The 24,904-nt window shown below is 41.6% G+C and carries 25 protein-coding genes; 12 read left to right on the top strand and 13 right to left on the bottom strand.

Annotated features, from left to right (window positions below):
• Positions 1-12: 12 nt before the first annotated feature.
• From rnd to ACM2FC_RS07640, 4 genes are all read right to left on the bottom strand, one after another.
• Positions 13-1,146 (bottom strand): ribonuclease D, encoded by a 1,134-nt coding sequence (gene rnd, locus ACM2FC_RS07655; protein ID WP_498480300.1) that lies wholly within the window; start codon positions 1,144-1,146, stop codon positions 13-15.
• A 201-nt stretch (positions 1,147-1,347) separates the two neighbouring features.
• Positions 1,348-3,054 carry a long-chain-fatty-acid--CoA ligase FadD gene (gene fadD / locus ACM2FC_RS07650; RefSeq protein WP_498480299.1) on the bottom strand — a complete coding sequence of 569 codons (1,707 nt, stop codon included), beginning with the start codon at positions 3,052-3,054 and terminating at the stop codon, positions 1,348-1,350.
• Between the two features lie 149 nt (positions 3,055-3,203).
• A complete protein-coding gene (locus ACM2FC_RS07645) occupies positions 3,204-4,067 on the bottom strand; it encodes an alpha/beta fold hydrolase (RefSeq protein ID WP_498480298.1) in 864 nt (287 codons plus the stop codon).
• Entirely contained in the window at positions 4,064-4,612 is a 549-nt protein-coding gene (locus tag ACM2FC_RS07640) for a Slp family lipoprotein (protein WP_498480297.1), read from the bottom strand. Before ACM2FC_RS07640 ends, ACM2FC_RS07645 begins: the two co-directional genes overlap by 4 nt.
• 332 nt (positions 4,613-4,944) lie before the next feature.
• Between ACM2FC_RS07640 and ACM2FC_RS07635 the strand changes: the two genes are divergently transcribed.
• From ACM2FC_RS07635 to ACM2FC_RS07625, 3 genes are all read left to right on the top strand, one after another.
• The gene (locus ACM2FC_RS07635; RefSeq protein WP_498480296.1) at positions 4,945-5,529 is read left to right on the top strand and encodes a GH25 family lysozyme; all 585 of its coding nucleotides are present in this window, start codon (positions 4,945-4,947) and stop codon (positions 5,527-5,529) included.
• A gap of 13 nt (positions 5,530-5,542) precedes the next feature.
• Positions 5,543-6,196: a phosphatase PAP2 family protein gene (locus tag ACM2FC_RS07630; protein ID WP_498480295.1), complete on the top strand. Its 654-nt coding sequence runs from the start codon at positions 5,543-5,545 to the stop codon at positions 6,194-6,196.
• A 186-nt stretch (positions 6,197-6,382) separates the two neighbouring features.
• Positions 6,383-7,261 carry an NAD(P)-dependent oxidoreductase gene (locus tag ACM2FC_RS07625; protein ID WP_498480294.1) on the top strand — a complete coding sequence of 293 codons (879 nt, stop codon included), beginning with the start codon at positions 6,383-6,385 and terminating at the stop codon, positions 7,259-7,261.
• Positions 7,262-7,325: 64 nt separating this feature from the next.
• Here the strand turns inward: ACM2FC_RS07625 and ACM2FC_RS07620 are convergent, their stop codons facing one another.
• The 4 genes from ACM2FC_RS07620 to yoaA all read right to left on the bottom strand — a co-directional run bounded on the left by ACM2FC_RS07620 (position 7,326) and on the right by yoaA (position 11,021).
• Positions 7,326-7,808, bottom strand: coding sequence for a GNAT family N-acetyltransferase (locus ACM2FC_RS07620; RefSeq protein WP_498480293.1), 483 nt, complete (start codon positions 7,806-7,808; stop codon positions 7,326-7,328).
• Positions 7,809-7,912: 104 nt separating this feature from the next.
• Positions 7,913-8,221 carry a chromosome partitioning protein ParA gene (locus ACM2FC_RS07615; protein ID WP_498480418.1) on the bottom strand — a complete coding sequence of 103 codons (309 nt, stop codon included), beginning with the start codon at positions 8,219-8,221 and terminating at the stop codon, positions 7,913-7,915.
• Between the two features lie 115 nt (positions 8,222-8,336).
• Positions 8,337-9,038 carry a tRNA (adenosine(37)-N6)-threonylcarbamoyltransferase complex dimerization subunit type 1 TsaB gene (gene tsaB, locus ACM2FC_RS07610; RefSeq protein WP_498480292.1) on the bottom strand — a complete coding sequence of 234 codons (702 nt, stop codon included), beginning with the start codon at positions 9,036-9,038 and terminating at the stop codon, positions 8,337-8,339.
• Positions 9,039-9,110: 72 nt separating this feature from the next.
• Positions 9,111-11,021 (bottom strand): DNA repair helicase YoaA, encoded by a 1,911-nt coding sequence (gene yoaA, locus ACM2FC_RS07605; RefSeq protein WP_498480291.1) that lies wholly within the window; start codon positions 11,019-11,021, stop codon positions 9,111-9,113.
• Positions 11,022-11,399: 378 nt separating this feature from the next.
• Between yoaA and ACM2FC_RS07600 the strand changes: the two genes are divergently transcribed.
• Entirely contained in the window at positions 11,400-11,996 is a 597-nt protein-coding gene (locus ACM2FC_RS07600) for a hemerythrin domain-containing protein (protein WP_498480290.1), read from the top strand.
• A 65-nt stretch (positions 11,997-12,061) separates the two neighbouring features.
• Here ACM2FC_RS07600 and ACM2FC_RS07595 read toward each other — a convergent pair whose 3' ends face one another.
• A complete protein-coding gene (locus ACM2FC_RS07595) occupies positions 12,062-12,262 on the bottom strand; it encodes a hypothetical protein (protein WP_498480289.1) in 201 nt (66 codons plus the stop codon).
• A 223-nt stretch (positions 12,263-12,485) separates the two neighbouring features.
• On the opposite strand from ACM2FC_RS07595, the gene purU reads away from it, so the two are divergent.
• On the top strand, positions 12,486-13,319 hold the full coding sequence (gene purU, locus ACM2FC_RS07590) for a formyltetrahydrofolate deformylase (protein ID WP_498480288.1): 834 nt from the start codon (positions 12,486-12,488) through the stop codon (positions 13,317-13,319).
• A 117-nt stretch (positions 13,320-13,436) separates the two neighbouring features.
• A complete protein-coding gene (locus ACM2FC_RS07585) occupies positions 13,437-13,814 on the top strand; it encodes a hypothetical protein (protein ID WP_498480287.1) in 378 nt (125 codons plus the stop codon).
• A 20-nt stretch (positions 13,815-13,834) separates the two neighbouring features.
• Here ACM2FC_RS07585 and ACM2FC_RS07580 read toward each other — a convergent pair whose 3' ends face one another.
• The gene (locus ACM2FC_RS07580; RefSeq protein ID WP_498480286.1) at positions 13,835-15,838 is read right to left on the bottom strand and encodes an FAD-dependent oxidoreductase; all 2,004 of its coding nucleotides are present in this window, start codon (positions 15,836-15,838) and stop codon (positions 13,835-13,837) included.
• A 290-nt stretch (positions 15,839-16,128) separates the two neighbouring features.
• Between ACM2FC_RS07580 and sppA the strand changes: the two genes are divergently transcribed.
• The gene (gene sppA / locus ACM2FC_RS07575; RefSeq protein ID WP_498480285.1) at positions 16,129-17,985 is read left to right on the top strand and encodes a signal peptide peptidase SppA; all 1,857 of its coding nucleotides are present in this window, start codon (positions 16,129-16,131) and stop codon (positions 17,983-17,985) included.
• Positions 17,986-18,105: 120 nt separating this feature from the next.
• Positions 18,106-19,119: an asparaginase gene (gene ansA, locus ACM2FC_RS07570; protein ID WP_498480284.1), complete on the top strand. Its 1,014-nt coding sequence runs from the start codon at positions 18,106-18,108 to the stop codon at positions 19,117-19,119.
• A 78-nt stretch (positions 19,120-19,197) separates the two neighbouring features.
• Here ansA and ACM2FC_RS07565 read toward each other — a convergent pair whose 3' ends face one another.
• Positions 19,198-19,479 carry a YeaC family protein gene (locus ACM2FC_RS07565; protein WP_498480283.1) on the bottom strand — a complete coding sequence of 94 codons (282 nt, stop codon included), beginning with the start codon at positions 19,477-19,479 and terminating at the stop codon, positions 19,198-19,200.
• A 107-nt stretch (positions 19,480-19,586) separates the two neighbouring features.
• Here ACM2FC_RS07565 and ACM2FC_RS07560 point away from each other — a divergent pair, with 107 nt between their 5' ends.
• On the top strand, positions 19,587-20,405 hold the full coding sequence (locus ACM2FC_RS07560; RefSeq protein ID WP_498480282.1) for a DUF2989 domain-containing protein: 819 nt from the start codon (positions 19,587-19,589) through the stop codon (positions 20,403-20,405).
• Between the two features lie 16 nt (positions 20,406-20,421).
• On the opposite strand, the gene msrB is transcribed toward ACM2FC_RS07560, so the two are convergent.
• The gene (gene msrB / locus ACM2FC_RS07555) at positions 20,422-20,835 is read right to left on the bottom strand and encodes a peptide-methionine (R)-S-oxide reductase MsrB (protein ID WP_498480281.1); all 414 of its coding nucleotides are present in this window, start codon (positions 20,833-20,835) and stop codon (positions 20,422-20,424) included.
• Positions 20,836-21,175: 340 nt separating this feature from the next.
• On the opposite strand from msrB, the gene gap reads away from it, so the two are divergent.
• From gap to rlmA, 3 genes are all read left to right on the top strand, one after another.
• Positions 21,176-22,171, top strand: a complete 996-nt coding sequence (gene gap / locus ACM2FC_RS07550; RefSeq protein WP_498480280.1) for a type I glyceraldehyde-3-phosphate dehydrogenase — start codon at positions 21,176-21,178, stop codon at positions 22,169-22,171.
• 166 nt (positions 22,172-22,337) lie between these two features.
• Positions 22,338-23,222, top strand: coding sequence for a D-hexose-6-phosphate mutarotase (locus ACM2FC_RS07545; RefSeq protein WP_498480279.1), 885 nt, complete (start codon positions 22,338-22,340; stop codon positions 23,220-23,222).
• Between the two features lie 114 nt (positions 23,223-23,336).
• The gene (rlmA, locus tag ACM2FC_RS07540; RefSeq protein ID WP_498480417.1) at positions 23,337-24,155 is read left to right on the top strand and encodes a 23S rRNA (guanine(745)-N(1))-methyltransferase; all 819 of its coding nucleotides are present in this window, start codon (positions 23,337-23,339) and stop codon (positions 24,153-24,155) included.
• A 16-nt stretch (positions 24,156-24,171) separates the two neighbouring features.
• On the opposite strand, the gene ACM2FC_RS07535 is transcribed toward rlmA, so the two are convergent.
• Entirely contained in the window at positions 24,172-24,783 is a 612-nt protein-coding gene (locus tag ACM2FC_RS07535; RefSeq protein ID WP_498480278.1) for a peptide deformylase, read from the bottom strand.
• Positions 24,784-24,904 lie beyond the last annotated feature (121 nt).

The following is a 24,904-nucleotide window of genomic DNA, read 5'->3' as shown; positions in this document are numbered from 1 at the left end:
TCCCGCAACAAACTAACTCAACAAATTGCCACCAATAATTTTGTCTAATTTACTTCCAAGTATATCCATGCGCCACCCCTGCATAAGATCAGGTAATCTCGATGGATCTCTATCTTGCTTCCATACCCACTTTATGAGTTGGTTAAGCTGTTTTTTGGAAGCTAAGAATTCCGTTGCTAAGCCCGAATTATGCGAAGCGCGTTTTACTTCATCTTTAAGTTGTTTGAACAGCTGCTTATATCCAGGAGCATCCATAAGACGCTCAATTCGTTCGGGATAATTTTCTGTAGGTGTTGATTTGCCTTTTTTTACCAATGAGGCGATTTTGGCGCCATGACGTCGGATTGATCTTGGATCAATACCTTGTTTTTCCATCACTTTAGTATCTGTTATCACCATTTTAGCGACCGTCAAAAGGTCAGTTTCTCGAAATACAAAATTCAGCGCAAGATCTCTTTTTACCGCTTCCTCATAACGCCAAGTTGCCAATGGTTTCAGAATCGCTAACTCGCTAGGCCGTAATTGCCACGCACCTTTGATTTCGAGGTATGCTTCAGTCGGTTGTGTCTGACGAACTCTCTTTCTCGTAATGAGATCACTCTCCTGTTGAGCCGCTTCCCACCAGCCAAGCTGTATTACTTTGCTTTGCAAGGTTTCAAAAAGCGGGTAAAGATAGAACACATCTGCTGCTGCATAATCGAGTTGTTTTGGTGTTAACGGCCTTGCCATCCAATCCGTTCTTGATTCACTCTTATCGAGTTCAACGCCTAAAAACTCTTTAACTAAAGCTGCAAACCCAGTGGACACTCCATTTCCTAAAAATGAGGCCATCACCTGAGTATCAACTAACGGCATTGGTACACATGAAAATGTATTTTGAAAGACTTCTAAATCTTCTCCACATGCATGCAGTACCTTTAATACTGAGACATCTTTCAATAAGTCAACAAAAGGTGACATGTCTGCAAGTGCTATCGGGTCAATTAGCGATAACGTCGAACCATCATAAAGTTGGATCAATCCTAATTGAGGGTAATAGGTGCGAGTACGTACGAACTCTGTATCAAGCATGACTACATCGCTGTTTCGAGCTTGCTGACAAACTAAACTGAGCTCCGAGTGTGTAGTAATAATTTGGTAGTTCACTGAAATCCCATTCAGGTTAAAAATTTGATATCTATGTAAATTGAGAAAAGCTTCTCAAACCATTCAGAGAAAGAGTCATTAATTAAACGAATACTATCACTATTCCCATTTAGATTCTTGTCAATTTAGAAAGGTATATAGTTTGTTTGTATCTGAATCATTTACACAGCCATAGAATCTACTCACATTCAGCCAATCATCTTACGCGCTTTTGCTTATATGAGCATTTTTCTCGATTGAAGCATCATTTTCCGCTTTTAGCTCTCTACGCAAAATTTTTCCGACATTGGTTTTAGGTAAGTCTTCCCTGAACTCTATTAATTTCGGTACCTTGTACCCAGTTAGGCGTGACTTGCAATGAGTCAATATCTCTTCCTTGGTTAGGCTCGGATCGGCTTTCACCACGTATATTTTTACTACTTCGCCCGACTTGTCGTTTGGTTGACCTATTGCCGCAACTTCTAATACTTTGTCATGCCCAGCAACGACATCTTCAACTTCATTTGGATACACATTAAAACCCGATACTAAGATCATATCTTTTTTGCGATCAACAATATGCAGAAAGCCGTCTTGTTCAAATCGCACAATATCTCCTGTTGACAACCAGCCTTCTTGGTTTATCACTTCTTTTGTTGCGTTAGCTCGCTGCCAATACCCTTGCATTACCTGAGGGCCTTTAACCAATAACTCTCCTTCTCCGTCAAAACCCACATCGTTTCCTTCATCATCTACGATGCGAATATCAGTAGAAGGAACAGGCAAGCCGATAGAAGCATTATATTCCTTCAAATCATATGGGTAAGCTGAGACCAACGGCGAGCATTCGGTCAATCCATATCCTTCGAGTAGGTAGGTTCCTGTTATTTTTTTCCACTCTTCAGCGACAGCTCGGTGAACAGACATCCCCCCACCTACTGATAACTTGAGGTGAGAAAAATCGACTTCATGGAAATCTTCATTGTTGACTAGGGCATTGAAAAGCGTATTTACCCCGGTAATAGCAGTGAACGGAAATTTGGCAATTTCTTTTACAAAACCGGGGATATCTTTAGGGTTAGTAATCAAAAGGTTCCTGCCACCCAACTCCATAAACAGCAAACAATTTACAGTCAATGCAAAAACATGATAAAGCGGAAGTGCGGTCACAACGTTTTCTTTACCTTCAGACAATACAGGACCATATATAGCTTTCGCTTGCAGCACATTTGAGACCATATTGCGGTGGGTGAGAACCGCCCCTTTGGCTACCCCAGTTGTACCTCCAGTATATTGCAAGAAAGCGATATCTTCTCCCGACATAAAGGGTTTGACATATTGCAGTTTTCTGCCAGACCTAATCGCCTTGCGCATCGAAATAGCACCAGGTAAGTGGTATTTCGGTACTAATTTTTTAACGTACTTAACGACAAAGTCCACCACGGTTCCTTTCGCCCTAGGTAGCATTTGCCCTAAACTAGTTAAAATTACGTGCTTAACCGGCGTGTTATCAACGATTTCCTCCAATGTTTTAGCGAAATTAGAGACGATGACAATAGTTGACACATCAGCATCATTGAGTTGATGCTCTAACTCTCGGGCGGTGTATAGAGGGTTGACGTTAACCGCAATTAACCCTGCTCGCAAAATGCCAAAAAGAGCTATCGGATATTGCAGTAAATTAGGCATCATCAAGGCAACTCTGTCACCTTTCTGTAGCTTTAATTCTTGTTGTAAGTAGGCAGCAAAAGCCCTGCTTCTCTCTTCTAATTTTCGAAAAGTCATTACCGTCCCCATGTTCTCAAAACCGGGCTGATCGGAAAACTTTGCGATTGAATGTTCAAACATTTCAACAAGTGATGTGTATTGCTCCGGATCAATCACTTCTGGAACGTCTTTTGGGTAACGAGATAGCCAAGGCTTGTCCACGTGTTTACTCCTATTTGGTAGTTTTACCTCACCTTTCACCGAACGCTTGCTATCTATACACAAGTAGGGAATTGACAACTTTAGTGAGGGAATATTGTTTGAACGAAGCCCTATCCAACCATTGGTTGAATTCATATTCAAACAGTTGTTTAAATTTTGTTAACTAAGCCTACTATTACATCTGTAACAATACTTGGATTTTCTAGGTGGCAGTGATGACCGCCGGGTAAGGCGGTTAAACCGAAATTCAATCTATCAATTTGCTTAACTCTTTCTTTTAACTCAGGGTAACCAGACTCACCCAAAATAATTTCATGAGGACACGTGATCTGAGTAAGGGTTTCGTTAGCATGACGAAAGGACATTCGATAGACGGACTGAGACTGTAATTTGATGTCATGACACCAATAATACGAGTTATTGTCTTGCTTTACGCCTCTCTTGACTATCGGTTCAATGAGCTTGGGGCTCACTTTATTTATTTCGGCTCGATGGCTAATGATTTGTTCTAAGCTAGTAAAAGAACGGCGTGGTTTATTCAAAATTCGCTTACGGCTAATAATGCCTTCTCGTAAACGCTTTACTGTATCCGATTCGCTCTCTGGTAATGGACCCACTCCTTCTATTTCGAGTAAGCCAGCGACTAGTTCTGGAAAAGCCGCTGCGAAGCAACTCGCAATCAAGGCTCCAAGTGAGTGTCCCACCAGCACTATTTGCCGCTGTTTGAAATGAGTGCTGATTAACTGGTAGATGTCGTCAATATAGTCATGAAAAGGATAGTAATTTCCTTCAGACTTATGGTACGAGCACCCATGACCAGGTAAATCTATGGCACATAAGTGGTAAGAAGGTGCAAATTGATGAAGTGCTTCCATAGTCGTAGCAAAACTTGCCGCATTATCTAACCAACCATGCAAAAATAAAATAGTAATTGGCGAAGCACTCACTTCACCAAGCTCTATTGCAGCGATTTGGCCTTGCTTTAATTGGTATTTTTTTTGCTCAGTTTTCATTGTACCTCGGTAACCACTCGGCCTTCTCTAGGACCATAATAACTATGGCAATATAAGCCTAGACATGGATAGGTATAAAGTGGCCCATCAACCACTACTCGTTTCTGTATCCGCCACAAATGATATCCCGTCGCTTCCATCACTGGAAAATGATACTGATATTCTCCGACCGTACCTACTTCTGGTTTCAATGTCGTTCCAAGAACAGTAATTAATCTGCCCTTTGCAAAAGTGACTGGGTCCAAGAATCCTTGAACATAAACGATAAATCTGCCTCGAGCTTCAGCATGAATGTTCGGCTGCCCCGCTGAGTTGATCGGTAAATCGACAACTTCTATTTTGGTTCTTTCCTTAAGGTTGGTCACTTTGGCAATCACACCACCAACTCTAACTTCGGAGCCAACAATGGAATCTGACTGTTTCCAAGTATGGTAGCTCGTCACAACGTCCGGGTTATTTGACTCAAGACTCTTAGGTAAAGAAGCGCAAGCACCTAACAGCAAGGAGCCAACTATTAACAAGATTTTATAGCAATTATGTTTCATCGCAGTGTGTCTCTTAAGTCTAATTAATCCAATAGTACCAGCACTAAGTAAGCGTTTTAAATAACATTCACTGGCAGTATAAACTGACAAATTACTTATAGAACAATCAATATATTTACCTAAACATATCACTTGTTGGATCCATTTAAGAAAAGCTGCTTTCTGTTTGCGACGTTAATTTATCTTGAATAGCAGTAGTGACTTCGTAGCAAGAACGTTCTCATTAGACTGACATTGTGAAATAATGTGAATAAATTTTCATCATAATAATCAATATGATAAGTAAAAACATAACAAGCTTATTAATTAGTGTAGCCTTATTCTATTCTGCAATGAGTTCTGCGGCACCTTCTATCGTTGACAGTTCTCACTATAGTGGACAAATAAATTGGCATGCCGCACAACAATCTGGCGTAAAGATAGCGATTTTAAAAGCGACACAAGGAGACAATTATATCGACCCTATGTTTTATAAGAATGTAAGGTTAGCGACTGAAAACCGTATTCAAGTCATCCCCTACCACGTATTTTCTTATAAGGTTAGTGGTCAAAAACAAGCCCAGTTTTTTGAAAAAGTAATAAGTAGAAGTGCTGATCAAAGCATTGCTAAAGTTGCGATAGATATCGACAGTATTCACCTCAAAGCCTCAAATAAAAACATACACCAATTGACAATATTCTTTATCCAAATCAGAAAGATGCATCCTTCGAAAATTCTCGTCTATAACACAACGAAAACTCAAACAATACTAGAAAAGTTGCCTGAAAACCTTGGTTTAACTTTGTGGCAAGGCTACGAGCCAAGCAAGAGATCTGATATCAGCTCAAAAACAAAATATGTCCAATATGCCATCAATCAAAACGTAAACTGGGCAAAAGGTCCTGTTGATTTTAATCGAACGATACCGTCAAACTAAATTGGAGTAAGTAATGACACTAAAAAAATTCGTCTCGGCAAGTATTCTCACTTTTTTAGCGATAGTATTTTGCTACTATTTCGTTGATCGGCCTGCTGCTGAATTCGCTGCAGTGAATCACCTAAGACAGTACAAAATACTAGACTGGTTTTCAGCGATTCCTGTTTACCTCAGCTATGTTATCGCCGCTTTCTGTATTCTGTCTATCCTAGTCTTTATTTTTAAAAGAAAGGTAGAAAAATGGATGTTATGTTCATTCATTGTCGCCATCAGTGTATATCTCTCTTCTGCGGTGAAAGACCAACTAAAATATGTTTTTGGTCGGTACTGGCCAGCAACATGGAAAGATGGCAACCCATCTTGGATAAATAATCGTGAATACGGGTTTCACCCTTTCCATTCAGGCGTCTGGTATCAGTCCTTTCCGTCCGGTCACGCCACGGCAATATTCGCTTCTATGGTCGTTGTTTGGATACTCTATCCGAAATTGCGTATTCCCGCTTTCTTACTCATCGCTTTAACCTGCCTTGGACAATTAGGTATGTACTTTCACTTCGTCAGTGATCTTATTGGCGGCGCATATCTGGGCTCAGTGTTCGCCATTGTGCTTGTACTTCTTGCCAAACGTTTTACACCTTTAAAGAACTTAACTCCCCTAACAACATAAATTCCTTTAACATCCTCTCAGCCCCCTACATACAAAGTGTGTAGGGGAAATCTGTCACAGTTTTTGCAATTCCGTGCGATAGCTCTCGTCAATCAAGTTTTCTTAAAAACAACGATTGCTTAAATCGCAACAAGCATATATTCTTACCACACTTAAAGCATATAATAATACAATTTGGAGTAAGATATGACTAAACCTGTCATCGGATTCATCGGCCTAGGCCTTATGGGTGGCAACATGGTTGAGTGTTTACAAAGCAACGGCTTTGAGCCAATTGTCATGGACCTTAACAAGGAAGCGGTTGCAGCAGCAGTCGCGCGCGGCGCAACTGAAGCAAAAACCCCTGCAGAGTTAGCAGCGGCATGTGACATCGTTATGCTTTGCCTTACAACTTCAGCCATCGTCGAAAAGATTGTCTACGCTGAAGACGGTCTTCTTGCTGGCATCAAAGAAGGCTCTGTACTGATTGACTTCGGTACTTCAATTCCAGCCTCTACACGCAAAATTGGTGCTGATTTGGCAGAAAAAGGCGCTGGTATGATTGATGCCCCTCTTGGTCGCACTCCTGCACACGCTCTTGAAGGTAAGCTTAATATCATGGCATCGGGTAAGCCAGAAACATTCGAGCGCATGAAGCCTATTTTAGAAGTTCTAGGTGAAAACATCTTCAACCTTGGTGAACTAGGTGCTGGCCACACAACTAAGCTTATCAACAACTTTATGGGTATGACAACGGTCTGCACAATGTCTCAAGCATTCGCTGTCGCTTCACAAGCAGGCGTTGACCGTAAGCAACTATTTGAAATCATGTCAACTGGCCCATCTAACTCGCCATTCATGCAGTTCTGTAAGAACTACGCAGTAGATGGAGTCAGTGACCTTGGCTTCTCTATCGGAAATGCGAACAAAGATCTAGGCTACTTCCTAGAAATGGTGAAAGATCTTGGCACCAAAGCACCGATCGCAGAAGGTACCTCGGCTAACCTTCAAGCAGCATTCGATGCTGGAATGGGTAACGCAAATGTACCTGAAATTCTAGATTACTTCCTTGAGTTGGAAGCATAATCTGAATTAAATACCCCTGACTTGTCTTCTCCCTACAAGTCAGGGGCTTAAGTACAAATTTCAGTCAAAATCTACGGCTGTTATTTACTAGTTTTTCCATAAGAAAGTTTCTCAGTTTTAATCCTCTCACTGATACTTCTTGCTCCTGAACGACCTCAAACCCAAAATGCTCGTAAAATGTTTTTGCAGTAACACTTACGTGAGAATAAAAACGGTTTAGCTGACGTTGATGACCAATATTGAACACGTGATTCATTAGTGCATAGCCAACACCTTGTCTTAAATACATGTGATGACAAAAGAAGTGGTCAATTAATCCATTTTGTTGCAAGTCTGCATATCCAACAATCACGCCGTTAATCTCGGCTACAAATGGCTTTAGACTTTTCATGCGCTTTTGCCAACCGAACATATCGAAATTATCAGGAGCCCATGCCTCCACTTGTGAACTCGTGTAGTCTCGTATATTAATCTTGCGGATAGTGTGAAAGTGAATTTCCCATAGGGCGTTAGCATCTTTCTCTGAATAATTTCTGATTACTATCAAGTCATCAGCCCTCACTGAGTTGGGGTATTTATTGGTATTGCAACAACTTTGCGAAACTTATCCCAATGATTGCTCTTAGTTTTAAAGTGACTATTGAATGACGACTAAATATAGATATCCACACCGATAAGCCTTGCTAACTCTTCACGTTTACTTTGATTAAGTACATCTAAGTAATGCGACATTGCTTTTCTATTTTCACCCGGCGGAAAATCATACTGCAAGTTGGAATAGTGAATATCGGACTCTTTGACATTTCTGATAGATTGCGCCACTGCGTCGGCGACTTTGGTGGGTTTGCTAACCGCGGATTCATCTTGGGCGCGTGTTTCCTGCGCCCTAGCTTTTGATGTTTTTGAAGCTTTTTTGCTGTTTGAAACCAGTGAAGGTGGTAAACCGTTAATCGAAACCATAACTTTCTTCACACCTCTTTGCTTTTGAGTCCATGCCTACTCGACTTAGCTCAAGCTGACAGCTTTAATACCTATTTCCGCAATTACTTAATCACTTAAGTACTTGCATCGAGTATTACTTCCTACCTGGCATTTTCTTCCACGCGACGTTGTCACGCAGATAAACAGGACTAGCTTCATCAGCTGCGACAGTATTGCCTTTCTTCAGTTCAAAATGGGCTAATACCGCGATATCCTGCGCTTCAGGAAGCTCAGCACCGCCTTCCAATAGGTCAAGAGCTAAACTAGACAATTCCTCAGCGTATGCTTTCCACCCAGTCCCGGACTTGGCCCACGTAATTTCATCTCTCTGAGTAGTCTCAACCAAAACGGAAGGTGGAATGACGCACTCTTCATCCACTTGCTGCCATTCGCCATTATTTTGGCGGCTTAATCTCGCCCAGTATACTTCCTGCATTCTTGCATCAATGGCACACGCCACCCGCTCTGACTGGGTTTTACGATAAGTGCCTTGAGCAAGCGCCGACAATGTAGAAATACCAATCATAGGTAAATCTGCCCCGAATGCTATACCCTGTGCAATTCCAATGCCAATGCGTACGCCAGTAAAACTCCCCGGTCCCCGACCAAATGCCAAAGCATCGAGCTCAGACAGCGTTAAATCTGCTTCTTTTAAAACTGCATCGACCATAGGCAGGATCTTTTTTGTATGATCTCTCGGCACAATTTCACTGCGACTATAAATTTTCTCTCCGACCAGCAATGCTACCGAACAATTTTCAGTTGCTGTATCCAAAGCTAGAATTTTTGCACTCATTCGTATCTCTAATCTTATAAATCAATAGGTTGAAGGAGGCCTTCCGGTTCGAATTTGTAAATAGAAACGAACTCAGCACTCTTTCAGAAAATACTGCACTTTCTCCAAATCTCTGGTGCGAGGAATTGGAGGTAAACTGGCGAGGAATATACCGCCATAATTGCGAGTTACCAAACGATTGTCGCAAATAATTAGCGCCCCTTTATCTTCCTTATCGCGAATAAGTCGCCCAACTCCTTGTTTTAACGCAATAACTGCATCTGGTAGCTGAACTTGTTGAAATGGATCGCCCCCTTGGAGTCGGCAATCTTCTATACGAGCTTTAAGCAAGGGGTCATCAGGGGCCGTAAACGGCAATTTATCGATAATAACGCAACTTAACGCATCCCCTCTAACATCGATGCCTTCCCAAAATGCACCTGTTGCGACCAAAAGTGCGTCACCAAGCTCCATAAATTCTGCCAGCGTTTTTTGCTTGCTCGTTTCGCCTTGCACTAGAACTGGCAGCTCTAAAGCTTGTCGAAACCTTTCCGCTAGTTCTCTCATCATACTGTGAGACGTGCAGAGAAAAAAACACCGACCTTTATTGTGTTCAATCACTGGTGTAAGAATACTAACCAAATGATCGGCTAGCCCGGGGCTATTTGGCTCAGGCACATAGCGTGGCACACACAACAGCGCTTGCTTTTGATAGTCAAATGGACTGGGTAGTTGCATCTGTTTGTTAGGCTGAATCCCCAACCTAGAAGTGAAGTGGCCAAAATCTTCATTTACAGAAAGGGTTGCAGAAGTAAAAACCCAAGCGCCACCTTTTAATTCAATTTGTTCATGAAACTTATCCGCTACTGAAAGCGGTGTAACATGCAAAGCAAAATGCCTTGGCGTGGTATCAAACCAATATGAGTACCCTGTAATCGAAACGTCGCACACTCGGGCAATTCGCGCTTTAATTGTATTGGCCCTTTCAAACGCAGCATCTAGAAGCTGACTTCGACCTAAAGCTAACTTCAACACTTCAATAGCAAAGTCCAGCGCTTCGTTTAATCGATCAACTTCATTTTTAATGGCTAGAGACTGAATAACCTCCCGCCAATTGCCACGAAACCCAGAGTCACCTAATACAATTCGAAGATCGGAGGCTGCTTGAACCAGCTTGGCAGACACTTTCTGCAGTTGTCGCATGTCTTTTGCTTCCGTTCGATACGCAAGTTCAATATCTTTTGCTAGATCGTGTACTTGGCGGCTCGATACCGACTGTCCAAAATAGTGGCTAGCAATATCTGGCAACTGATGCGCTTCATCAAAAATAAATACTTCTGCTTCAGGTATGAGTTCACCAAATCCGGTTTCTTTGATAGCTAAATCGGCTAGAAACAAGTGATGGTTGACCACGACTAAATCTGCATCCATGGCTTTTTTGCGCGCCTTTAAAACAAAGCAGTCAGAATAACTTGGGCACTCTTTGCCTAAACAGTTATCGTTGGTTGACGTAATCGTTGGGATAACATTGCTGTCTTCCGCTAAATCTTCACATTCACCCAAATCACCGGATTTCGTCTCGCTCGACCAACGACGCACTTTAACTAGCTGAGATAACAAACTGGGATCTGCGTCTCCACTGTGACTTTCTACCATTTGCTTACTCAACCTTTCCAAACACAAATAGTTTGAACGCCCTTTGAGAAGGGAAATACTGCCGTAGTACCCAAGCGCACTGGCAATCAATGGTAAATCACGGTGAAACAACTGCTCTTGCAGGTTCTTTGAACCTGTACTGATAATCGATTTTTTGCCGCTGAGGAGCACGGGTACCAAATAAGCAAAGGTTTTACCTGTGCCTGTTCCAGCCTCAACGACTAACTGTGTTTGCTCTTCAACTGCTTCAAGAACAGCCTGTGCCATGTCGCTCTGTGCTTGCCTAGGTTGAAAGCCTTCAATGGCTTTACCCAAAGCGCCATTCTCAGAAAAAGTCGTCGAAATCATATAAAGTTCTTAGGGCGTGTTGCCCTTTTGAGTTTAAATTTTGTTCGAATTCCAAGGCTTTTAATCAAGGCGCAGGCTAAGAAGCTTAGCATTCTAAGTGATGAGCCTGCAACGAAGAGTAAAAGCCTTGGAAGCGAACCCTTTGGGCAGCGTTTGTCGCTCCTCTCTAAGGCGTCAGTGCTGATTTGAGTAGATGACTACACGGCACCACCACTTCCTTGTAGAAAGAAACGACAAACGCTGCAAAAATCATCGCTAAAGGTCAACACGCCCTAATTATTGTTATCATATTTTGAACAGTAATTTGCCTATTTGGATATAGATCATATCTCCCCCGCTAGACTAACCTGCTAAAAAGCGAATCACAAAGTTCAAGCAATGGAAAACATCAAATACAAAAACTCAACAGAATCGATTGAAGTCACTGATATACATAATCGAACGCAGCTGCCAGATTCAATTGAGCGGTCATTAATACCAATCTCTCGCCGTGAATGGATAAGTCACCCAAACTATTATGGCAAAGCCAAATTTTTTATCGACTATCACAACAGCCTAAAAGAGATGTCTAGCGCTTTTATCCATAATCTTGAGTTCTTTCTCGAACCAGCGCCAAACATCGACGCCACCGTGAAGTTCGATTTGGAAGATGTGTTTAATCAGGGAAATGGGTTTATCCAAACCGCACACCACCATCATTATATGGAAGACAAGTTTTATTTCCCGCACTTTCGCATGATTGAGCCTGAACTTGGTAAGGGCGTAGATTTACTTGACGGTGATCACAAGGTGCTTTCCAAGGCACTCAACGATGTCCAAGAATACATTAACCAGCCTCCGACAACTGATCCTAAGCGTGCTATCGGTTATATCCACGACAAAGCCGTTAAGCTAGATAGAGTTTTAAAGAGGCATCTTGATGACGAAGAAGAAGTGATCATCCCTATTTTTCTTAAGCATGAACGTAAATATTAAAACTAGGGCGTCAATTAAAAACGCGAGCCATAGAATGGGCTCGCGTTTCAGCAATTGTATAAATACTATTTTCGATTTAAATACCTAGACAACCAAGCTGGTCCGTCAAAGCTACTTTCATCTGGAGTCATCGCTTTAGCCGCCTCTATGGGAGAGGCTTTATTTTCCCACATTTCGCTTAACAGCTCTTCATCAAGCTCATGTTCACCAAGCAATTCATTAACTCTTTCAGAATACAGTTTTCTAGCGAGAAGTTCTTTATCCATACCGACACCTTATCAAGTATTAGACTGATGGAAGAATCTTCAACAAATCACAGCAACCAAAATCGTACGGTCTTTCTGTACGTAAGATTTTTTGTTGAAACCAAGCCCATAATAGATTAATTATAGCTCTTCACTGTGGTTATACTGCACAAAAAACAACCGTTCAATCCTTAACCAATTAGTTTTGACCACGAAAAAAATAATACAGCGGAATACTCGTAAAATGGAAAAGAAAACACTACTCACACACTGTACAGATGAACCTGGTTTGATATCAAAAATCACCAATATCTGTTACAAGCACCAGCTGAATATTATTCACAACAATGAGTTTGTCGATAATACTTGCGGCCACTTTTTCATGCGCACTGAGTTAGAAGGTTTTTTCAATGATGAAACGTTTCTGCACGACCTAGATCAAGCGTTACCTGCTGGAACCTCAAGAAGACTTTTGAGTTCCTCCAAAAAACGTGTCGTGATTATGGTAACCAAAGAAGCGCATTGTCTTGGCGATATTCTTATGAAAGCCTTTGATGGCAGCTTAAATATCGATATTGCTGCCGTGGTTGGCAACTATGATCACTTGCAAAATCTGACCGAAAAATTTGATATTCCTTATCACTACATATCTCACCAAGACGTATCAAGACAAGAACACGAGCAGCTTATGCTTAACGCTATTGAGCAGTATGATGCCGACTATATCGTTCTCGCCAAGTACATGCGAGTGCTAACACCTGAATTTGTTGAACGTTATAGACACAAGATCATTAATATTCATCATAGCTTTTTACCTGCATTTATTGGCGCTAAGCCCTATCAACAGGCTTATGACCGTGGAGTCAAAATTATCGGTGCAACGGCACACTTTGTAACCAATGACTTAGATGAAGGGCCAATCATTAAACAAGACGTCATTCCTGTCGATCATAACTTCAACGCAGAAGATATGGCGAAAGCTGGGCGAGACGTAGAAAAAAACGTGCTAAGTCGAGCTCTGAATAAAGTCGTCAATGATCATGTTTTTGTTTACGAAAACAAAACGGTGATTTTGTAAAAGTTATCGGTCTAGCTATAAGACTCAATACTTCTGCCTAGAGCTATACTAAGTCTCAAGACTTGTAACAATAGGCAGATAAAATTGCGTTCAAAAAATATCCATGGTGAGTGGAGTATGAGATTTGAGAATAGAATCTTATTCTGCTCAGGCTCTGGAGCGTTTAATGCCGAAGCGAGCAAAACTTGGTTTGAAGAGATGAAGCAAGAAATCATCTCTTCTGAAGATAAAGATTTAATTCCTTGGGTGTTTTTGTCAGATCTACGAAACTGGGAAGGATCTTCGTTAGACTCTTGGGAAATTGTTGATACCAGTATCAAATGGATGACTGAGCACAATTGTGCCTTGTTTGCTCTAGTTATAAACACTAAGCTTCAGCAATTTACTGAAGAAAAACATTTGGTTGATCAGAGTAAACATAAGCTTTTCTTCAGTTATGACGAAGCCCTTCAGGCATGTTTAGATACGCTCTTTAGGGCCAGCTCTGGTTCTTAACGATCTGTGAGAGAGTTGACCTAAAGCTTCGTTGCCAGTTCCACTCCCTGTCTTATCGCGCGAACGGCATCTAACTCCCCAGCGTAATCTGCCCCACCAATGACATGCAGCTTGTCGCCAAGGTCTTGCCACTTGTTCTCAAACGGGCGAACTGACTCTTGGCCAGCACACACCACTACAGTATCCGCCGCTAACACTTTCTCACTTCCTGATTGCTTAACATGCAAGCCTTGCTCGTCCAACTTTTCATAGCTGACACCTGCAATCATCTCAACACCCCGTTTCTCTAAGGTGCGCTTGTGTATCCAGCCTGTCGTTTTGCCCGGGCCTTTTCCTATACGTCCTTTTTTTCGTTGTAATAACCATACTCGCTTATCCGATAAGGTATCTGGGTGTGGATACAACCCCCCAGCATGAGACAAGCTTTTATCTATTCCCCAATCTTGTAACCAGTCTTCTAGGCCATGCTCTTGTGGCTCAGTGACCATTGACGCGACATCCACGCCAATACCACCAGCACCAATAATCGCTACACTACGACCGATTGGTGGTTTTTCTCTTATTAGGGTTTGATAGTCTAAGACTTTACTCGACCCATTAAAGCCAGAAAGTTGTATTTTCCTTGGTTCTACACCAGAAGCCATCACCACTTCATCGTAGTTTTTTAGCATGTCGTAGGTGACTTCTGTATCAAGCTTTAAAGTCACACCTGTTTCATCAATACGGTTTGCAAAATAACGAATGGTTTCTCTAAACTCTTCTTTCCCCGGGATTTGCATGGCTAATCTAAACTGCCCACCAATGCGGTCATTTTTTTCATATAAGTCAACATTATGCCCACGCTCTGCCAATGTGGTTGCGCACGCTAAGCCTGCTGGCCCAGCACCAATTACCGCAACATTTTTCGCTTTCTCTGTGAGCTTTATTTGAATTTCTGTTTCATAACACGCCCTAGGGTTCACCAAACAACTCGCTCGCTTACCTTTAAATACGTTGTCTAAACAAGCTTGATTGCAACCGATACAGGTGTTGATAAGCTCAGGCTTACTTTTCTCAGCTTTGGCAACAAACTCAGGATCCGCAAGAAATGGCCGAGCCATTGATACCATGTCAGCTTGTCCTGTCGAAATGATTCGCTCTGCTTCTTCTGGTGTATTGATTCGGTTGCAAGTCACAACTGGAATAGAGACAAAAGGCTTCACTTTTTCTGTCACCCAGCTGAATGCCGCTCTTGGAACTTGAGTAGCAATGGTCGGTACTTTTGCCTCATGCCAACCAATGCCAGTATTGATGATAGTAACCCCCGCATTTTCTAATGCTTGCGCAAGTTGTACCACTTCTTCAAAAGTGCTGCCTTGTTCAACCAAATCAAGCATTGATAGGCGAAAAATAATAATGAATTCAGGCCCAACAAGCTTTCTCGTCGCACGCACGATTTCAAGTGGAAAACGAATGCGGTTTTCATAGCTCCCGCCCCATTCATCGTAGCGAGCATTGGTTCGAGTACAGATAAACTGGTTGATTAAATAACCTTCTGAACCCATGATTTCAACGCCATCGTACCCCGCTTGTTTGGCAAGCTTTGCACTGTTTGCAAAATCTTCGATGGTATTCTTTATTTGGCGGCGACTCATTTCAAAAGGAGCAAATTTTGCGATAGGGGCTTTTATTGCGGACGCGCTGAGCGCTAATGGATGCATGGCATATCTACCCGCATGGAGGAGTTGTAATGCAATTTTGCCTTCGTGCTTATGAACGGCTTCCGTTACCACTTTATGCGCGCTCACATGTTTTGCTTTGCTAAATTGGGCGCTAAATGGATGCAAACGACCACGAAAGTTAGGTGAAAATCCGCCAGTCACAATTAATCCAACGCCACCTTTTGCTCGTTCTTCATAGAAAGCAGCCAACTTTTGTAGCCCTGACTTATCTTCCTCTAAACCAGTGTGCATAGAACCCATTAACACTCGATTTTTCAATTGTGTAAAGCCTAAGTCCAATGGTTCTAACAAGTTTGGATACATAATCAGCGCTCACTTTATAAGTAATGGTCTGACCAGATTAAATAGAGTTAGAAAAAAAATCAAACATTTGTTTACATGTCTTTAACATCGATCATTTTCTTTCTGTTACCTATACTAACAAAGCTCGATGTTAACCGTATTTGGTTATACAAAGTTTGGAGCTAAATATGGGGTTGAGGGGAAAACCTTCAAATAACTTGTTATACAATACAATTGTTTAACTGTTATAAGCTTCTAGGGTATCATCCCTGTTCACTCAAACGTTGGTGATTCACCACTGTAGGGATACGATGAAACAAATATTCAAATTTATCGGCTTGATCTTTAAAGGTATCTGGAAAGTTATCACTTTTATTAGACTTGCTATTATTAATCTCGTCTTTTTATTCGTAGTCGCCATTATTTTCTTCGGTGTCATTCACTCCGACTCTTCCACTCCTAGCGACAAGTCAGATAAAAAAAATGCGCTTTTGCTTAACTTATCTGGCCCTATCGTGGAACAAAATAGTTATGTCAACCCAATGGATTCGTTTACAGAGTCGCTTTTAGGCAAAGAACTTCCTAAAGAAAATGTCTTATATCAAATAGTCAGCACCATTAGACACGCAAAAAATGACCCAGAAATCAGCGGTATCGTACTTTCATTGGGTAAAATGCCTGAAACAAATTTGACCAAGCTTCGTTACATTGCAAAAGCACTAAATGAATTTAAAGAATCGGGTAAGCCCATCTATGCTGTGGGAAGCTTCTACAACCAGAGCCAATACTATCTAGCGAGCTACGCTAACAAAGTATTTCTCTCACCAGACGGAGCCGTCCTAATCAAAGGTTACAGTGCTTACGCTTTGTACTATAAAACCTTACTCGATAAACTGGATGTCAATACGCATGTCTTCCGCGTTGGTACTTACAAATCCGCTGTAGAACCATTTATTCGCAATAACATGTCGAAGGCTGCGAAAAAAGACGCATCTGATTGGTTAGGCCAGCTCTGGGGAGCGTATGTACATGACGTGGCGAAAAACCGAGACATCAAACCAAGCACCCTAACCCCTTCTATGAAGCAGTTTTTGGCGTTGATGAAAAAGAACAACGGCGATCTTGCTGCACTTGCAAAGAACATTGGCCTAGTTGATGAACTGGCTACCAGACAAAAAATTCGCAGCGAACTCGCAGAAAGCTTTGGCAGTGATGGAAAAGACAGTTACAACGCGATTAGTTACTACAAGTATTTAAATCAAGTCCCAGCGAAACCACAAAATGCTGCAGATGATATTGCCGTTATTGTCGCCAGCGGAACAATTATCGATGGCAACCAAAAAAGAGGTTCGGTTGGCGGTGACACAGTCGCTAGACTGCTAAGACAAGCTCAAAATGATGAAAAAATTAAAGCGGTTGTGCTTCGCGTCGATAGTCCAGGAGGCAGTGCGTTCGCATCAGACGTCATTTTAAACGAAATAAAAGCCGTGGAAGCTGCAGGCAAACCTGTTGTTGTATCAATGTCTAGCCTTGCTGCCTCTGGTGGTTACTGGATATCCATGGGCGCAACAAAAATCGTCGCGCAGCCAACAACCCTTACTGGCTCTATCGGCATATTCAGCGTTATCACTACTTTTGAAAAAGGCTTAAATAAGATTGGAGTTTATACGGATGGCGTTGGTACCACTCCTTTCTCTGGTGTTGGAATTACAACCGGATTAAATAAAGACATCGCGGCAGCTATGCAGATGGGTATAGAACATGGTTACAACCGATTTACCGGATTAGTCAGTAAAAGCAGAGATATTCCATTAGCTAAAGTCGATAAAATTGCTCAAGGCCGAGTCTGGACTGGCCGAGACGCGAAAAAATTTGGTCTAGTTGATCAACTCGGTGACTTCGACGATGCCATCACGTTAGCTGCGAAATTAGCTAAACTGAAATCATACAATTTAGATTGGATGAAAAAGCCTTTGTCGCCCGCTCAACAAATTCTTCAAGACTTAATGAAGCAAGTCAGCGTACATATGGGCTTAGCACCGTCAAGCTTAATTCCAGAATCTTTAGCTCCTGTAGCTAACCAGATCAAAGAGAGCGCCAGTTTGTTAAACAGCCTGAATGATCCAAAAGGTCAATACGCTATGTGTTTAACGTGTAACGTTCAATAAATTTACATAACCGAAGTAATGCAAAAGAGGTGACGAATACGAATGTCACCTCTTTTTTTATCTGTAAATTATTCGCTATAATCGCGGCTCTGTTTCCCCTATCATATTTTGGCTTTAGCTATGGAAAGAAAACACATTTATATTGCCTACACAGGCGGTACTATAGGTATGCAAAAATCCAATCAGGGTTATGTCCCTGCTGTTGGGTTTATGGAAAAACAACTGGCTAACATGCCAGAATTCCATCGTCCAGAAATGCCTAAGTACACAATACATGAATACTCACCATTGATTGATTCTTCCGATATGGCTCCCAAAGACTGGCAACAGATTGCGGATGACATAAAAGACAATTATGACCGGTATGATGGCTTCGTCATTCTACACGGTACGGATACCATGGCTTATACGGCCTCAGCCCTATCATTTATGTTAGAGAACTTAGCAAAGCCTGTTATCGTTACTGGTTCGCAAATTCCTTTAGCCGAGCTTCGATCTGATGGTCAAGCTAACCTGCTCAATGCGTTACACATCGCCGCTTACCACCCAATTAATGAAGTAACACTATTCTTCAACAACAAGCTGATGAGAGGTAACCGTAGTACAAAATCTCACGCAGACGGTTTTAATGCATTTACATCACCAAACCTACCAGCACTGTTGGAAGCAGGTATTAATATTCAAACGAATGAAAGTTTAATATTAGACAATAGTGTTAACGGTGAGTTTTGCGTTCATAACATCACACCACAACCTATTGGGGTCATTACTATGTATCCTGGCATCTCACATGAAGTGATTCGAAATACACTATTACAACCAGTTAATGCCATGATTTTACTTACTTTTGGTGTGGGAAATGCACCTCAAAACCCAGAACTTCTTGCTCAGTTAAAAGATGCATCTGACAGAGGTGTCATCGTAGTAAACTTGACTCAATGCCTAGCAGGCAAAGTAAATATGGGCGGCTATGCGACTGGCTGTGCTTTGGCGGAAGCGGGAGTGATTAGCGGCTATGATATGACGCCAGAAGCCGCGTTAGCAAAACTACACTACTTATTAAGTAAGAAACTTTCATATCAAGAAGTAAAAAAACAAATGCAGCAAGTACTGAGAGGCGAAATGTCACTATAGTCAGCACTTGTTTCCCAGTCCCCAACCATTTGGGAACTGGGGCCTAGATTAAATAGACCTCTGTTCTGTAACGTCTATTTAATCATTAATATTAACTTTATAAATGTCACTTTCTAACGTTTGGAACTGTTTTTTTAGTTCAGACTTTGACTTAAAGCTAATTTCTCCTCCTGCCGCAACTGTCATATGTTGCGCTTCTACATTATGCTTAGATTGATACAGCATTACAGCTTGCATACAAGAATCGCGTTGTTCTTTTGACAATTTTGTGCCATCTGGCCATCGTCCAGTTTCAACAGCGTAAGTAAGCCTTTCGTAAGCTTCAGGTGTAATTGCGTTTAACACGCGCTCTGTATCCATGGTGTATCCTTAACATAGGGTAAAAATTTGTTTGAACATAACTTGCGACCAATACGAGTCAAGTAACTAGTTATAAATCACTGGAAGTGATCACAAGTAAGGATACTATGAGTCTACTAAAACTAATTGCTATCGTCATATTGCCATTTATTATCTCTGGCTGTTTTGAAAATAAAAACAACACGGATAAGTTGTGTAAAAGCTACCCTGAACTCAACTGCACAAAACTCAATACTCATGATGGACAGTGCCGCCTTCCTCGCACCGATTTGATATGGCATAAATACGAAACATACAAAGAGCCAACAGATGCGAATAAAATAAAAGAATATCAATTGGTTACACTTTATCGAAAATGTCTAGCCAATGCCTCTCAAATTCAAACATTTGACACATCCAAACGAGCTGAAAAACGAGTCGAAGCTTTACTCTTTTCTGGAGAAGAACAAGAGCGGCTAATTGCCGAGTTAAAAGTATCCGCAACTCCTGAAACGCTATATTTTTTATGGTCTCAGCTAGGGGATGAAGATGCCAAAAGAACGTTCCTATTTATGGAAGGAACTAAAGCTCTTGATACTTCTGAAATGCAATACAACCTCGCAACCTTGTATATTCAAAGAGATGTAGAAAAAACCGTCTCTTTACTCAATCGAGCACTCGAACTATCAAAAGATGGCAACGCTAACCCAGATATATATCAGTCGTTAGCAAGTATTCATTACAGACTACACAACAAAGAAAAAGCTTATATTTGGGCGAAAGTGGCAGAGAACCATGAGGTGTCGGTGGTTTCTGGCCGAGAATTACAACTGCTCTATGGCTTCGATGAAAATAAATATGAGAAACTAGACAAGATAGCGGATAAATTAGACTCCGCTATCGAGTCAGGTAAATATCGACGAACAATGATGCCGAGTAATTTTTAACTAACCTGAGCTCAAGCTAGCTAGTAGAACTTTTGTTGAAAATTAACGATACCGAATTAACACAAAATCGTTCACCTGTTGTTGGCGGGCCATCTGGAAATACGTGACCTAGATGGCTATCACAGCTAGCACAGCGAATTTCCGTACGAACCATTCCATGGCTGCGATCTTCTATATATCGAATCGCATTGTCATCGATTGGCGCATCGAAGCTAGGCCAGCCGCAGCCAGATTCATATTTATTATCCGAAATGAACAATGGTGACTGGCAGCACGTACACACGTATACCCCAGTACCGCTTTGATAAAGTAGTTTACCTGAATAGGGTTTTTCTGTGCCATGCAGTCGACATACTTGATACTGTTCTTCGGTGAGCTCTTCACGCCACTCTTCTTCTGATTTCTCGACTTTACTGACTGGTTGTTCCACGTTATGAATCTCCTCACCTAATTCTGCATTTTATAAATCTTATTGTTACGCAAAGTACTTGCGAAAGATGGCCCTTCTGGCACATACTCTCTGCCCATGACATTCTGTATAAAAAATACAGAGTGACAAGAGCACTGTAGTATTTTACTTCAAATTGACACGAGAAAAACCGGTAAGAAGTTCAAAAAACGGCCGTTTACATTCAGTAACTGAGAAAAGCAGCAGTTTTTTTTGACTTTAAGCAATATAAGATCGATTATCTGTTGCGGATATTTACTGGATTCTGTAATTTTACTACCAGTTATCTTTAATCAGAAATTTAAGTTGTGGAGCAACTATAATGACTATCAAAGTAGGTATTAACGGTTTTGGCCGTATTGGACGTTTCGTATTCCGTGCATCTGTAGAGCGTGCAGACATCGAAGTAGTAGGTATTAACGACCTTATCGATGTTGAGTACATGGCTTACATGCTTAAGTACGATTCAACTCACGGCCGTTTCAACGGTACAGTTGAAGTTAAAGATGGTAACCTAGTTGTTAACGGTAAAACTGTACGCGTTACAGCTGAGCGCAACCCAGCAGACCTTAAATGGGACGCAATCGGTGTTGACGTTGTAGCTGAAGCTACTGGTCTGTTCCTAACTGACGAAACAGCTCGTAAACACATCGAAGCTGGTGCTAAGAAAGTTGTTCTAACTGGTCCTTCTAAAGACAAGACTCCAATGTTCGTAATGGGCGTTAATGACAGCACTTACGCTGGTCAAGACATCGTTTCTAACGCTTCTTGTACTACTAACTGCCTAGCGCCAATCGCTAAAGTTCTTAACGACAACTTCGGTATCGCGTCTGGTCTTATGACTACAGTTCACGCTACTACAGCAACTCAAAAAACTGTTGACGGTCCTTCAATGAAAGACTGGCGCGGTGGTCGTGGTGCTTCTCAAAACATCATCCCATCTTCAACTGGTGCTGCTAAAGCGGTAGGCGTTGTTCTTCCTGAACTAAACGGCAAACTAACTGGTATGGCTTTCCGCGTACCAACTGCTGACGTTTCTGTTGTTGACCTAACAGTTAACCTAGAGAAAGGTGCTTCTTACGACGCTATCTGTGCAGCGATGAAAGAAGCTTCTGAAACGACTCTTAAAGGTGTTCTAGGCTACACTGAAGACCAAGTTGTTTCTCAAGACTTCATCGGCGAAGTTCAAACTTCAGTATTCGATGCTAAAGCTGGTATCGCTCTAACTGACAACTTCGTTAAAGTTGTATCTTGGTACGACAACGAAATCGGTTACTCAAACAAAGTTCTAGACCTAATTGCTCACATCTCTAAGTAATTAAGTCAACATTGTTGAGAAAAAGGCGGCTTTTTAGTCGCCTTTTTTGTATCTTTCATCAAGCTTTGAGTTACATAATATTTTTGAAAAACGCCTTTTCCTATCTCTTTTTTGATCAAAATATTACGTTGTTACCGACTTGTTAGAATTCATAAAGGAAACACTCATGGACTTCTCTATTCTACCTGTAATCAGTGTCCTATCTGACTGTATTACCATAAAACAAAAAGACGATATCAAAATCGCGTGCATTGACCATCCAAAGGCTTCAGCGGCAGTGTCTCTTTTTGGCGCTCATGTCCTTTCGTATAAGCCAAAAGGTGAAGAAGATCTTATCTGGGTAAGCGAAAATACGCCTTACGACGGTCAATCAGCGATTCGTGGCGGTATACCACTGTGCTGGCCATGGTTTGCAAAACTTGCAGCACCAAGTCATGGCTTCACTCGAATAGAAGAGTGGACGATCATCGAACATAGAGAAAATGATCAAGGTGTTGTCCTTCAGCTTGGACTATCCACAAATGAATCAACACTAGCAATTTGGCCACACCAATTTGAAGCTAAGCTAACCGTTGAAGTATCTGAAGAGCTCAAGGTTTCTTTAGAGGTTTCAAACAACGATTCTCAGCCTTGGAAATTCTCTGGTGCCCTGCACACTTACCTAAATGTCGGCAACATCCTAGAAACTGCGGTAACAGGCATGGGTGGAACCTACATAGATAAATTGCTAGGTGGTGAGACTTGCCAAGGTGGCGATAGCTTGCGTATTGATAAAGGCGTTGATCGAATTTATAACCAAGCAGAAGACACTGTATTGCTAAAAGATGAAAAGCTTGATCGCACAATTTCAGTGACGAACTCTGGCCACAATTCTGCAGTAATCTGGAACCCTTGGATTGAAAACTCACAAAACATGGCTGACATGGCTGATGACGGTTACAAAACCATGCTGTGTATTGAGTCTACTCTTTATTCCGAAACATTAGATACTGGTTATTCGGTTGAGCCAGGTGAGAGCTATACGCTAACTACCACACTTTCTTCTATCTAGAATAACAACAGAGGCAGTATACACTGCCTCTGTTAATTGCCTCCCTGAGAGTTGAGTGGATGTTTGAAAGCAGATACACTCTCGCCCTCTTGGAACGACAGAATTAAGATGACCATGACCTATCAGTGCCCAATTTGCCAACAGAACTTAAACAAGACTGATTCTTACTACAAATGTGCAAATAACCATCAGTTCGATGTTGCCAAAGAAGGTTATGTCAATTTAATGCCTGCCAACCAAAAACGTTCAAAAGCACCCGGCGATAATACAGAAATGATGCAAGCTAGGCGTCGTTTCTTAGAACTTGGCCACTATTCTCCTTTGAGCAGCAGAGTGGCTACTATTTGCGCTGAAGCTACCAAGGGTGACGCTCCTTCATTATTGGATATCGGCTGTGGTGAAGGTTATTACACCGCTCAAGTCAGTAGCAAGCTTCGCCAAAGTAATGAAAACTCTATGACTTACGGTTTAGATGTCTCCAAGGTTGCTATCCGCTATGCGGCAAAACGTTACCAAAATTGCCAATTTACTGTAGCTTCAAGCCATAGATTACCCTTCCCCAATGGCTCACTAGATGCAGTTTTGCGTATCTATGCGCCATGTAAAGAGAGTGAATTGGCTAGGTGTATAACAAGCGACGGAGTATTAATTACAGTGACTCCAGCTGCTCGCCATCTATTTCAATTAAGAGAACGTATCTACCAAGAAGTACGCCTTCACGACTCTAAGCCAGAGCTTATAGACGGTTTCGAACTGGAGACTGAAGAAAATATCCACTACACCATGTCTCTTACACAAGGTGCGGCATTTGATTTATTGCAAATGACACCATTTGCTTGGAAAGCGGATGATAAATTAAAGCAAGAGCTTAAATCAGCTTGCGTTTTTGAATGTGAAGCTGATTTTATCGTTCGTGTTTATCGTAAGCACTAAGTGTTCGCTTAATAAATTACTCTTCAGTCGCGAGCTGTTTCTCCGCAAGCAGCTTATCAAATAACTGCTTTTTATCATCAGGTAACTCATTTCTTCTCAAGGTCATCATCTCTTCAATTGTACCTTGCACATCGTTTTCGCTTAGGCGATCGGTAATTAGTTTGCCGTTAATATGATCAATTTCATGTTGAAGAACTCTAGAGTAGAACCCTTCCTCAATGGATTGGTGCTGGTTCCCGAGCTCATCTTGGTATGTGAGTATGATTTTATCGTAGCGCTTTACTTTGCCCGCTTTTGATTTAACCGAGTAGCAAGCCTCTATATCGGTTTCTATACCGCTGTCTTCAACTGGCTGGTAACTAGGGTTTATTAAGGTGTGCATCGGGTAAGGGTGTGCATTGTCCCTAAATAACACTGCATTCTCTGGTATATAAATGACAATAATTCTTTTGCTTTCATTTACCTGTGGAGCAGCCAGCCCGACGCCTTCAAAACTATATAGCTGCTGCTTCATTTGTTCAATTAGCTGTTTGTCTTCTGAGCTCAATGGGAAAGAAACAGGTTTTGCTTGAGAAGTTAAAACCTGAGAGTTTGGATATTCTTCCTTACTAATAATTGTTAATGCCATAGCTGATTCCATATTCAATATAAAAAAGAGTAAACCTAACCCAACGCATTTTCGGATCATCATTTGAACCTCCATTTCTAGCACAACCAAATCTAAATTACTTTAAAATTGAAAATAAATT

The organism is Vibrio sp. A37 (assembly GCF_059777565.1).
The sequence above is the reverse complement of the archived record's forward strand: the minus strand, read 5'-3'. Positions and strand labels throughout refer to the sequence as shown.